At 50.2% G+C, this 12,478-nt stretch carries 10 protein-coding genes and 1 tRNA gene; 4 read left to right on the top strand and 7 right to left on the bottom strand.

What is annotated here, in order from left to right; translation table 11 throughout:
- Positions 1-25 precede the first annotated feature (25 nt).
- From BWK47_RS02150 to BWK47_RS02125, 6 genes are all read right to left on the bottom strand, one after another.
- On the bottom strand, positions 26-937 hold the full coding sequence (locus BWK47_RS02150) for a putative bifunctional diguanylate cyclase/phosphodiesterase (protein WP_162327399.1): 912 nt from the start codon (positions 935-937) through the stop codon (positions 26-28).
- Positions 938-1,634: 697 nt separating this feature from the next.
- Entirely contained in the window at positions 1,635-2,588 is a 954-nt protein-coding gene (locus BWK47_RS02145; RefSeq protein ID WP_162327398.1) for an RluA family pseudouridine synthase, read from the bottom strand.
- A gap of 108 nt (positions 2,589-2,696) precedes the next feature.
- Positions 2,697-3,845: an FAD-dependent oxidoreductase gene (locus tag BWK47_RS02140; protein WP_162327397.1), complete on the bottom strand. Its 1,149-nt coding sequence runs from the start codon at positions 3,843-3,845 to the stop codon at positions 2,697-2,699.
- A gap of 136 nt (positions 3,846-3,981) precedes the next feature.
- On the bottom strand, positions 3,982-4,869 hold the full coding sequence (locus BWK47_RS02135) for a hypothetical protein (RefSeq protein ID WP_162327396.1): 888 nt from the start codon (positions 4,867-4,869) through the stop codon (positions 3,982-3,984).
- Positions 4,870-4,924: 55 nt separating this feature from the next.
- Positions 4,925-5,446, bottom strand: coding sequence for a hypothetical protein (locus BWK47_RS02130; protein WP_162327395.1), 522 nt, complete (start codon positions 5,444-5,446; stop codon positions 4,925-4,927).
- A 50-nt stretch (positions 5,447-5,496) separates the two neighbouring features.
- Positions 5,497-5,570: transfer RNA gene (locus BWK47_RS02125), tRNA-Arg, on the bottom strand.
- Positions 5,571-5,751: 181 nt separating this feature from the next.
- Between BWK47_RS02125 and btpA the strand changes: the two genes are divergently transcribed.
- The gene (gene btpA, locus BWK47_RS02120; RefSeq protein WP_162329582.1) at positions 5,752-6,615 is read left to right on the top strand and encodes a photosystem I biogenesis protein BtpA; all 864 of its coding nucleotides are present in this window, start codon (positions 5,752-5,754) and stop codon (positions 6,613-6,615) included.
- 116 nt (positions 6,616-6,731) lie between these two features.
- Positions 6,732-7,763 carry a thiamine phosphate synthase gene (locus BWK47_RS02115; protein WP_162327394.1) on the top strand — a complete coding sequence of 344 codons (1,032 nt, stop codon included), beginning with the start codon at positions 6,732-6,734 and terminating at the stop codon, positions 7,761-7,763.
- Here the strand turns inward: BWK47_RS02115 and BWK47_RS02110 are convergent.
- Complete coding sequence (locus BWK47_RS02110) at positions 7,743-9,512, bottom strand: R3H domain-containing nucleic acid-binding protein (protein WP_162327393.1); 1,770 nt, start codon at positions 9,510-9,512, stop codon at positions 7,743-7,745. The genes BWK47_RS02115 and BWK47_RS02110 overlap by 21 nt on opposite strands.
- 177 nt (positions 9,513-9,689) lie before the next feature.
- Here BWK47_RS02110 and BWK47_RS02105 point away from each other — a divergent pair, with 177 nt between their 5' ends.
- Complete coding sequence (locus tag BWK47_RS02105) at positions 9,690-11,066, top strand: CHAT domain-containing protein (RefSeq protein WP_162327392.1); 1,377 nt, start codon at positions 9,690-9,692, stop codon at positions 11,064-11,066.
- A gap of 160 nt (positions 11,067-11,226) precedes the next feature.
- Complete coding sequence (locus BWK47_RS02100) at positions 11,227-12,474, top strand: DHH family phosphoesterase (RefSeq protein WP_162327391.1); 1,248 nt, start codon at positions 11,227-11,229, stop codon at positions 12,472-12,474.
- Positions 12,475-12,478 lie beyond the last annotated feature (4 nt).

Raw genomic sequence — 12,478 nt, 5'->3', positions numbered from 1 at the left:
GGCCGCAATTTTGCCAGCCTAAAGCCTAATAGGAGGCGATCGCCTGGCTCAAAGTTTTAGCGGAACAACAATGGTGGAGATAGTGGGTCATCTTGTCTTCACTTAGGGGACAACTGAAGAAAAAACCCTGGAGTACATCACACCGTAAAGATTGCAGTAAATGGAGTTGGCTTTCCGTTTCTACGCCCTCCGCCACCACAACCAACTGTAAACGCTGACCGAGGTTGATAATACTTTCGATGATAACTTCCGCCTTTTGGTGCGTCTCCAGATCCTCTAAAAAAGATTTGTCGATTTTTAGCGTGTGGACAGGAAGTTCCTTCAGCACGGACAGGGAAGAGTAACCAGTGCCAAAATCGTCGATCGCCAAATGCACTCCCAGTCGTTGCAGATCCCGGAGCACCCCAATAGTGTGCTGCAAATCTCGAAAAATTAATCCTTCGGTCACCTCCAACTGAAGTTGGGCTGGGGGCATGTTCGTTTCCTCCAGAATGCACCGGACTGTCTCGGCAAAGTCAGCTTTTTGCAACTGTTGCAAGGATAAATTCACGCCCAACAAAAAGGCCGGTACCCCCTGGGCTTGCCAAATTTTATATTGACGACAAGCTGTGTCCAACACCCACTCGCCAATGGCTGTCACCAGTCCCGTTTCCTCCGCTATGGGAATGAATTCTGCGGGAGGAACATTGCCTAACTTAGGATCTTGCCAACGGACTAGGGCCTCTACCCCCACCAAATTAATTCCCTGCCCATCCCATTGGGGTTGGAAATCAAGCCTGAATCCACCTTCAGTAACCGCTTTAGTTAGGGCCCGCTTAATATATTGTTTACGTTCCAAAGAACTATTGCTCTCCTCTGGGGCGGCGGGAGGGGCAGTCCCATGCTGAGAAAAACCATTCTCAGATAAGGACCGGGGAAAGCGTGGAAATATAAACATAGATCTTCCAGGATTCGATAGGGATGACTCCGGGGGAGGAGAAAACCTTAAGATTTTCTTAAGACTTTACACCAAGATTCTTAAGAGATTATTAAGTCACTGTTAAGAATTGTAACAAATTCAAGGGCGCGGGGCAATGGATTGATAATCAGCGCTGACGGGGAGATACATCATTGCGACTTATACTCGTTTGTCAATTTTGATTAACTTAAGTTGAGGCTAACTAACTAACCCTTAACTATCCGTAACATTTGACACCATTGGTCCACAATTTGGAGATATACATGCACAAATCGTTTTTGTGTTTGCGTTATCCGCAATTCTGTATTGAACTACGGACAAGATCTCCAGTAAGGGGCAGTGGCCAATGAAATAAGTCGGTTTCATTGGTTGAAATAATGATTTACCGAATTTAAATTGGTTTTATCCTATCCATCGTCGGTGGTCATGGTCAGTATCGGATGACACACTGAAAAGTGAAATAGTCAGGGCAAGGCCATATATTCTCTCCATGGCACTGATAAGAATTAGGCTTGGTAAAGACGCAAAATGCCTTACTAGTAAGATTTATAGCCGCTAGAATTAGTCCAAACTTTGCCTAACTTAAAGGAACTTAATAAAACACTTTACCTAGCTTTATACGCCTGAATCCACCCAAGATTGATTTCAGGTATCTGATTTTTTCCATCACTTCTCATCAATGCTTTTCAGTTTCCAGGGCAATAGTCTTAACTTCTGGGGTGATGAGTTCGGGAGGTAAGGGGGCAGTTAATTTTATGGCCTGTTGGGTATGGAGATGGAGAAAACCCAATTGGTAACTATGGAGGGTGTAGCCGCCATCACTGGGCCGGGCAGTTCGGCAATTGATGGGGACTCCACCGGGGCCGTAGAGGCGATCGCCAAGTAAGGGATAGCCTAAACTAGCCAAATGGATGCGAATTTGGTGGGGGCGACCAGTGCGAATTTCCACTTCTAGCCAGGTTTTTTCCGGGGAGCGGGCTAAAATGCGACCGTAACTTTGGGCTGGTTTGCCGTGGGAGCTAGCGGCGTAGATATATCCCAGTTGGGGGTAGGGAATTTTCCCGATCGCCTGGTGGCATTCAAATTGTTCCGGCAAAGTACAGGAACCGATGATGGTGCGGTAAATTTTGCGGCAAATATGTTCCCGAAATTGACGACTAAGCTCCCGCCGGCCCAGGGGAGATCGACCGAGAAGCAACAATCCTGAAGTGCCCGTGCCCAAACGGTGGAGAGGAAACAAGGACTCCTGGGGATATTGGATTTTTAGTTGTTCCAAAACGGTGTGGTAGACAAAATCTCCCCCCGGTAATACCGGCAATCCTGAGGGTTTATCAATAGCCCAGAGGTCTTCGTCTCGATACAAAATTGGCAATTGCAAAGGTACTTCCGGTTCCACCCAGGGCGATCGCCAATAAGTGAGGGTCTGCCCCGCTTGCAAAGGATAGGTGGGATCAACGGCTTTACCATCCACTTCAATCTGCCCCTGCTCAATGCGTTCCTGCCAAGCTTGGCGATCAGAGTGGAGATAGCGTTGGGAGTAGAAGTCCAGCACTGTCTGGCCAGCGGCTTTAGGGTTGACTCGGTCAGTGTAAATCCAGCCTTGATTGGGCTTGGGGGTTGTTGATGGCAATATTTTTCAGCTCCTTGCAACGATTTAGTCAGAATCTAGTTTTAATTGATTTTTGTCTATCAAAACCTGTCTAGCCATTTATTTTACTCTGGCTGAGTTCACTCAGCGTTACGCAGAAAATCCAGCCATAAATTGGCGGTCAATATAGTCCTTAAGTCGCCACCAACAGTGGCCGTAACTAGCCCAGGGCCCCCAAAGGGCGATCGCCTTGCCATCTCCGGTGCCCAACAAACTCAAATACTGGGATTGGGGAATGAATGGCTTAGGGGTTTTACTTAGGAAAAATCGTTGCAAATTATCAAACAATGGTTTTCCCTGACGCACCGCAAACACCCCCGCTTTAGGCCGCGGATGATCGATCATAGTGGCCACATCCCCGGCCGCAAAAATATGGCCATGGGAATAGCTTTGCAACGTTGGTTTGACTGACACAAAGCCCCGGCCATCTAGGCTTAAACCGGATGGGACTAACCACGGGGCTGGGCTAGCTTGGGTAACTAAAAATACGGCATTTACTGACTGCCCATGGTCATTACTCCAAAGTTTGTAACAGGTTAATGGATTGTCATCGGGGGAAAACTCAGGCTCAATGCTGGTGACGGGATTGTCTAACAACACAGAAATATTTTTCTTGGCTAATAGTCTGTCAATCAATCTCCTTGCTTGAATACTGTGGTGGAGTAAAAGGGTTTTTCCCCGTTGCCAAATTTGCATATCCAATGCCATGGCCGGGAAAAGCTGAGTCAAACGGGCTTGTAGATTAAATGCTAACTCCACTCCCCCTGCCCCTCCCCCGGCGATCGCCAAAGTTACTTTTTTCGGTCGATTCTGGTCGATGTTTTCCAATAAAGCCTGCCAAGCGGTTAAAAATTGAGGTACTGGCTTAGCGGTAATGCCATACTCTGCTCCGGCAATATCATCAATAAATGGGGTACTACCAATGTCAAGGGAAAGGCAATCAAAGCTTAATTGTTTCCCCTGGGCAGTGGTTAATAAATTCTGCTCCGGGTTAACAGCGATCGCCTTATCTTGAACAAAAATTGCTCCGGCTGAAGCACAGAGGGGAGCTAAATCAATGTGACTTTCGGCGTAGGAGTAAAAACCAGCTAAATACCCCGGCAACATACCGGAATAGGGGGTTTGTCTAACGTCGCTGACAAGGGTTAATTCCACACCAGCCAGGGGACGGCGACACCAATGCTTGAGCACCAAAGCATGGCTATGGCCTCCCCCCACCAGTAGTAGTTTTTTGGCCATGGGTTTGCTTATGAGAGTCTGTTTTAAAAGCCCCCCTAACCCCCCAAGTTTGGGGGGAAAGTATCAAAAGTCCCCCAGTATTGGGGGATTTAGAGGGCAAAATACAACTTTGCAAACAAGCTATAAGAGCTTGGGGTTAAATTTCTGCCACCGCCCGCTCAATTAAACGGTGGGCCAGGGTTTGAATGCCCGTATGCTCGTAGTAATTGGTGGACATATCAATGAAGGCGGCCAGGTAATCCATTTTATCCTCCGTCACCTCCATGAAATTCCGCAGTTTCCCCAGCAACTTCTCCCGCGTAAGCTGGCGATCGCCGACAAAACTAGTCATCCAGCCCTGCACAGAACCAAAACTTTCGCCGATAAAATCCAGTTGACTGCTGGTGCTGTTGCCGGGAATGAGGGGCTTAATTTTGTTAAAAGTCTGATTTTGCTCCAACTCTTTGGGGGTCAACTTTTCCAAAAAGTCCATGGTGGTTAAAACAAAGCTAGGGCCAAAGGGAATAATGCCATCAAAGCTAATCAGGGCCGCCATGCGGATCAAGGACTCGCCACTGTAATCCGTCAGGGAACGGACAAAATCACCAATGCTGTTGCCCGGAATACCATTAATTTGGCAAAAAGCTACCAACTCCGCCACTAATTTAATCGACAGATCAATGGCCTGGGCCTTTTGGGGATTGGGGGTGATTTTATTTAAAAAGCCGAGAAAATTAACACTTTCCCCCACCTTATTAGCCAAGGCTGCCGCCCCCAGCGCACTGTCGGTGGAGTCCACGGTTTGATAAAGCCAAAGGGCATTTTGATAGCCCTGGGACTTATCGTTAAACAACCACACTGCCCGATCGCCAATCTGTTTAACCAAAGCGGGATCTGTTTCCCCAGTCACCTTTTTGATCGTATTTTCAAAACCGACCAAATTCTCCCATTGCCCAGGCACGACAAAATCGAGGGAATTGAGCAACATCACCGTCAACCCGCCCGTAGGCAGGTCATCTACTAATTTAAAAATCGGCTTACTCACAGGAAAAACTCCTATTTAATCGCTTGACTATGGTGGGGCAACTTTACAAACAGTTTTAATTTCTGGCGCTCAAATTTTCTAGCCCCTTGAGGTCAAATCGACCTAACCATGCTTCCCGGTCCTGGGGGGTAAACGACGGCGATCGAGATAACACTTTGACCTGATAGCGATCGCCCACCAATAGGGCAGTAGCAGTGGTACCCTGTTGCACCAGGGGAAAACCGTCGATGTCTTGAGTGCTGGCCTTAAATTTATCCGCTGCGGTGGGATTATTTTTGACGTCATTGATGGACATCACTGCCACATCTTGACCATTTTGCTTGAGCTTAATTTCCGCAAAGCCTTGTTTTTCCTGGGCAAAAACTCGCTCATATTCCCCTTCAGCTTGGGGGAAAAAGACGTTAAATTCTCCTCCCTTGGTGGATTCTTTTGTGACCGCATCGGCGCCCCGTTGGGTACTCTCCTGTTGGGCCTGGTCAAATTGGGAAGGGGGTTGACTGGCGCAGGCGGCGGTGCCAAACCAGAGTAGGCCCAGCACCAGGGCCAGGGAAAGGAAACGGGTGAGTCTTTTTCTCATGGTTTAGGGAAGTAAACGTCGACAGCAAAGGGAAAATGATAGACAGGAAGCGAGGTTGGCCGGAGTCGAACCGGCGGCCCAGCGCTTAGGAGGCGCTTGCTCTATCCGTCTGAGCTACAACCTCAGGTCAACAATTAATTCTGCCATATCCCCTAAATCATACCCTGAGCGGTGAAACCGGCCCCCGGTCAATTTCCCTGGTAGGGTACAATTCTTAATTGGCTTAGCTTTGTTTAATTTACAACCCGCCTGTCTTGGACAACGAGGGCCCGACCGGCACCCAGGGGCGTTTAGGATTGAGTGCAGTGGATTTATTTCAAACTTTTCAGACCCATAATCCTGTTATTGGCGTTGTACACCTCCTACCATTGCCAACTTCGGCCCGTTGGGGAGGCAATCTCACCGCCGTCATTGAGCGAGCGGAACAAGAAGCCACGGCCCTTGCCGCTGGGGGGGTGGATGGCATTATTGTGGAAAACTTTTTCGATGCCCCTTTTCCCAAACAAAGGGTAGATCCAGCGGTGGTCAGCGCCATGACCTTAATTGTCGATCGCCTGCAAAATTTGGTGGTGGCCCCGGTGGGGATCAATGTTTTGCGTAATGATGCCCATAGTGCCTTGGCGATCGCCAGTTGCGTGGGGGCAAAATTTATCCGGGTTAATGTGCTCACGGGGGTGATGGCCACGGATCAAGGTTTAATCGAAGGCAACGCCCATGAACTATTGCGCTATCGGCGGGAATTGGGCAGTGATGTGGCCATTTTGGCCGATGTGCTGGTTAAACACGCCCGACCCTTGGGTACGCCTAATTTAACCACCGCTGTTACCGACACCATTGAGCGGGGCTTGGCCGATGGCATTATTCTCTCTGGCTGGGCCACCGGCAGTCCTCCCAATTTGGAAGATCTGGAGTTAGCTACCAACGCCGCCAAGGGCACTCCAGTTTTCATTGGCAGTGGGGCAGACGAGGACAATATTGGTCAGTTAATCCAGGCGGCCAATGGGGTGATTGTGGCCAGTTCCCTCAAACGTCACGGCAATATTAACGAAGCCATTGACCCCATCCGGGTGTCCGCTTTCATTGAAGCCATGGCCGAGGGTTTAAAGTCCAAGCCTAGTAAATCCACCGTGGTGGATGCCCCTGCTGGAACAAAATCAGTGGTTTGTTGATGATTTTGTCGTTTAATTGCAAAATTTTGCTGGATTTGGCCAAAAGAGTTGCCTTTGTGTCAATTTGAGGGGCAAATATGGCAAAAATCTCCTTTTTTCCTATCTAAGTTAAACAGATGCAACAAGCTTCCCCCACGGCGATCGCCAGAATTTTGGATGCCAATTTGAACCGGGCCCGGGAAGGGTTGCGGACAGTGGAGGAATGGTGTCGTTTTGCCCTGGAAAATCGGGAATTGGCAGAGGAATGTAAACAACTGCGGCAAGCCCTGGCACCCTGGCACCAGGATGATCTGCGGGCGGCCCGGGACACCTCTAATGATGTGGGCACCCAGTTGACCCATGCCCAGGAAGCTCTGCGTACTGATGTGCGAGCTCTGTTACAAGCCAATCTCTGTCGGGTAGAAGAGGCGTTAAGGGTGCTGGAGGAGTACGGCAAACTGCGAGACCCGGCCATGGGAGCCTGTTGTAAGCATTTACGCTATCGGGTTTATGCCTTGGAAAGTGGGTTGTTGGGATCCAAATTAGTACAAAGATTGCAACAATGTTCCCTTTACCTAGTCACTTCTCCCCAGGAAAATCTGCTAGCTACAGTGGAAGCGGCTCTGCAAGGGGGATTAAAGTTAGTCCAGTACCGGGATAAAGATACGGAGGATCGGCTGCGGTGGCAACGGGCCAAGAATTTACGAGAATTGTGCCGACAGTATGAAGTGCTGTTTCTAGTCAACGACCGGGTGGATTTAGCCCTGGCGGTGGATGCCGATGGCGTGCATTTGGGACAGCAGGATTTACCCATAGCGGTGGCTCGTCAACTATTGGGCCCTGATAAAATCATTGGTCGCTCCACCACCAATCCAGAAGAAATGGTCAAGGCGATCGCCGAAGGAGCAGACTACATTGGCGTGGGCCCCGTGTATGCTACCCCCACTAAAGCTGGGAAAAAACCCGCCGGTTTGGAATATGTACAGTATGCGGCCACCAACTCTCTGGTGCCTTGGTTTGCCATTGGCGGCATTGACGGGGAGAACTTAGGGGAAGTGATGGAGGCCGGGGCAACCCAGGTGGCGATCGTCCGGGCCATCATGGAGGCCACCAATCCCACCCAGGCCACAGCCCAATTATTAACTGAACTAAGCAGGATAAATCCTTAGGCGACGGTTCGGTTCATCCCCAAAACTATCCGATTGCAAACGGTAATGTTCCACCAGTTCGTGTTGCATTTTCCGCACATGGGGCGATCGGGGTAGCAGTTCCACTGGTTGCCCTGTGGGAATGACAATTTGCTCCACTGCTAACCTGGCTTCCTCTAGTGCTTCCAATTCATCGTTACTGCCACTGCGGGTGAACAAACGTAGATCCGCCGCTTCGGCTTTGTGGGGTTCATCCATGCCCAAAATCCGTTTCAGGGCCCGGCTAATTTGGGGAATGGTGTTGGATTTAACTCCATAAATAGGCACCTGGATGCCCTTGGCCATCTGTCGTAATTTTTGGTTGCCCTTGACGTGGGAACGCAGGGCCAACACCGCATCCGCTTGGTGGACATCTTTAGTGACGGCCACTGGTAATTGCAAGATATCAATCACCTGGTCTAACTGCGATCGCCCGACGCCATAGGGATAAACATAAACGGGTAAATCTTCGCCGTTGGGCCCCGGCACCCGGATCTTTGGTTCATCATCCCCTTCCCACTGTTGCCAGGACTGCTCCAGTAACCGCTCAAAATCTCGCACTTGGTCAGCGTTGGCATGGATGGGGGCTTGGGGTTTCATTCGTCCCGTGGAACGTAAACCTGTGGGCCTGGGGCGCAACTGGCGATCGTCCACTAAACCCAAGGAAAAATAGGGAGGCGGTTGGGGCATTCTTTCCTGGGGCTGGGCTTCCACCGTTTCAATTTGTAGCTCCCCTTGCTCATTCATATACCGCAACTGTTCCACCGGAGGCCGGCCCCGCAACAGATTATCAATGGTCAAGGCCACATCGCTGTGGATGGTCCATTTTTGCCGCTCCAACATTTCCACCGCCATGGAAAAAGTCGGGGGAGCTTTCCTTTCCAGCACGGTTTTTTGGGAACCCCGCCGCCGGGCTTCGTCATCCCCAAGAGTCACTGCCTGAATACCCCCCACCAGGTCGGAAAGGGTGGGATTTTTAATCAAATTTTCTAGACGGTTACCGTGGGCTGTACCGACTAGTTGTACTCCCCGTTCGGCAATGGTGCGGGCGGCTAAAGCTTCCAATTCCGTACCGATTTCATCGATGACAATCACTTCCGGCATATGGTTTTCCACTGCCTCGATCATCACCTGATGTTGCAGTTCTGGCCTAGCCACCTGCATTCTCCGGGCCCGACCGATCGCCGGATGGGGAATGTCCCCGTCCCCAGCAATTTCGTTGGAAGTGTCGATGATCACCACCCGTTTGTGCAAATCATCCGCTAGTACCCGGGCAATTTCCCGTAGGGCAGTGGTTTTTCCCACCCCCGGTCGCCCGAGCAGCAGTAACGATTCCCCTGTTTCCACCAGGTCTTGGATGAGGTTAATGGTGCCGAACACCGCCCGGCCTACCCGACAGGTCAAGCCGATAATTTCGTTGGTGCGGTTGCGGATGGCACTGATGCGGTGCAGAGTCCTTTCAATGCCCGCCCGGTTATCACTGCTAAATAGCCCCACCCGGTCAATGGCGTACTGTAAATCCTCCTTGGCGATCGGTTCATGGCCCAAATAGACTGCAGTGCCGGGAAAACGGGCTTCCGGTAAGCGTCCTAGGTCCATGACCACTTCCACTAACTGTTGCCGCTGGGGGTGTTCGGCGATGATGGCTTGGATGGGTTTGGGCAGAATACTTAATAATTGTTCGAGGTCGTCAACGGGGTAATCCTGATGGGCCAGGCTAAGTTCCGACATTATGATGGTAAGGGCTGGGTTTATAGAATTTTCTAATTACCTACGAAGATAACAAAGGAATCTCCAGAATTGGCATAATTTCTGGGAAAATCAACTAGTAACGTTGAAGGGCCGTGATTCCCACCGCAGTCAAAGAAAATCTTAATCAGGAATCGCCCCAAACCAAGGGGACTAAAAATGAAAACTACCACACACAGCAGAGCTATGGGCCAATCAGCTTCTGGCGATCGCCGGGGTTTGTCGAGATCTTTGCTGAACAAATTGATGGCGGTGGGCATGGGATTGACCTTGGCTAGTTTCAGTGTAGCCCCCGCCTTTGCCCAAACCCTGAGCGAAAAAATTGTCGCCATGGAAAAAGCCCGGGAACAGGAGTTTGCCTCCTATTTTGGTGAAAGTCTGGCCGAAGTGACCCAAACCCCAGAAGATATTGCCCTTACTCTGCAAAAAATCACGGCAGAAACCGGCAAAAAACCGGCAGTGTTGTGGATTATTCCGGAAAAAGAATTTTTACATTTAGTACTAGTCACCCCTGACCTAGACCCCATTGTGGTGGATTTATATAACGTACCGGAGGCGGTATTAAGGCCCGTGGTGTCAACTTTTCAGCGGGAATTGCAACTCTCCCAAACCGTCAATCGCCGGGAGGCATCCCAGCAATTGTACCAATGGATTATTGCCCCCTATGCTGAAACCCTAGAAGCCCAAGGCATTGACACCCTGCTCTTTTGTCTGGGCAATGGGGTGCGGGGTTTACCCATGGCGGCCCTATTTGATGGGGAGGAATATCTCCTGGAGAAATATAGCCTGACCAACATTCCGGCTTTCAATTTAATTGACAGTAACTATAAACCACTCCAGCCCGGCAATATTTTGGCCATGGGGGCATCGGAGTTTGCTGACCAAAGTCCTTTGCCGGCAGTGCCAGTGGAATTGGAAAATATTGTCTGGGAAATGGCAATCAATCGTCCGGCGGCAGACCGTTGGCAGGCAGAAACCTTCCTCAACCAGGATTTTACCCTCGATCGCCTGCAAAAGGAGCTAGAACAAAAACGTCCCAGCATTGTTCATTTAGCCACCCATTCTTCCTTCCGCTCCGGTAAACCAGCCAACTCCTACATTGAATTTTGGAACGATAGATTGGCTTTAAGCAAAGTCAGTCAAATAAACTGGCAATCTTCAGCAGTGGAATTATTGGTACTCAGTGCCTGCCAAACCGCCCTCGGGGATGACGAAGCGGAACTAGGTTTTGCTGGCCTAGCCCTCAAAGCCGGGGTTAAATCGGCCGTTGCCAGCTTTTGGAACGTAGATGACGCTGCCACCCTAGTGCTGATGACTGAGTTCTACCGTCAATTGGGTCAAACTTCCACCAAGGCCGAAGCCCTGCGCCAAGCCCAACTAAAAATGCTCCGGGGAGAATTAAGTGCTGAACTGGAGCAATCGGGCATTTCCCGGGGGGCGATCGCCTTACCCCCATCCCTAATCAATCTGGGGCAAACGAATTTTTCGGCTCCTTACTACTGGGCATCCTTCACCATGCTTAGTAGTCCTTGGTAACTATTTAGTGAGCATCGGTAAGCCATTTATTTGCTGACAATTTCCTCTGTCACTCCAGGGGAAAAATGGTCGGAACCTGACAAATTCCACCCATGGATGGGGGCGTTTGGACTCAGTGTTATGATCTATTTAATACCCTCTCCTATCCTAATTTTTGGCAATGGCTTCTGTTTCCTCTCGGCCTGGTAACAGTCTTTCTGTCCCGGAATCCAGCATTGTTTCTTCCCCTCAGCAGATCAGCGCCCAGAGGACTATTGCCTCCGCCGACGTCGTCTCTCCCCGTATTCCCGCCGCTAACACCGCCCAAATTATCAAACTCCAGCATCACTTGGAAGGGCACCGGGGGCAACGGTTGATTTTGGTCATCCAGGACTTTCCTGACCCCGACGCTCTTTCTAGTGCCTGGGCCTTTCAACTGATTGCAGCCCAGTACGAAATCCAGTGTGAAATTGTCTATGCTGGTACCCTTTCCCACCAGGAAAATATTGCCCTGGTGAAATTAACTGGCCTGCCCGCCAAACGCTGGGGGCCGCAAACGCTCAAGGATATTGACCTCTCTGATTACCAAGGCTGTGTGTTGGTGGATAGCCAGGGCACCAATAGTCAACTGATGCCTTTAGTACAGGAAGCCGATATTCCCGTTGTGGTGATCATTGACCACCATAGTCCGCAGGATGAGGTAGAAGCGGAGGGTGCCTTTGTGGATATTCGTCCCAGCAGTCGTTCCACCGCCACCATTTTGACTGAATATCTCCAGGGGGGCATGTTGGATTTCAACAGCAGTAACCCCGCCCACGTTAAATGTGCCACAGCCTTGATGCATGGCCTGCGTTCCGACACCATTAATTTACTCCAGGCCCAGGAAGCGGAGTTTATGGCGGCAGCCTACCTCAGTCGCATTTATGATGCCCAGTTACTCAATGCGGTGTTACAATCTGCCCGCTCCAAACGGGTGATGGAAGTAATAGAGCGGTCTTTGCAAAACCGAGTCGTACAAAATAACTTTTCCTTGGCGGGGGTGGGTTATCTCCGCTACGAAGAACGGGACGCTATTCCCCAAGCGGCGGACTTTTTGGTCACGGAAGAGAACGTACACACTGCCTTAGTTTACGGCATTGTCCATGACCGGGCCAATGATATTGAGTTGGTCATTGGTTCCCTCCGCACCAATAAGTTGACCCTAGACCCCGATGAATTTTTAAAAGATAGTTTGGGGACTGATGGTACAGGGCGCTACTATGGCGGTGGCCGGGATATGGCCGGCGGCTTTGAAATTCCGGTGGGTTTCCTAACGGGATGCAATGACCAGGCGGAATACACCAAACTCAAATGGGAGGTGTTCGATCGCCAGTTGAAGCAAAAGTTTTTCCGCTTAATTAACCCAGACCATCGGGTGGTGCATTCTTAATTTC

It is taken from the genome of Synechocystis sp. CACIAM 05, from assembly GCF_010222815.1.
Taxonomy (GTDB): Bacteria; Cyanobacteriota; Cyanobacteriia; order Cyanobacteriales; family Microcystaceae; genus Synechocystis.
Note: the sequence above shows the minus strand (reverse complement) of the source record. Positions and strands in the feature narration are given on the sequence as shown.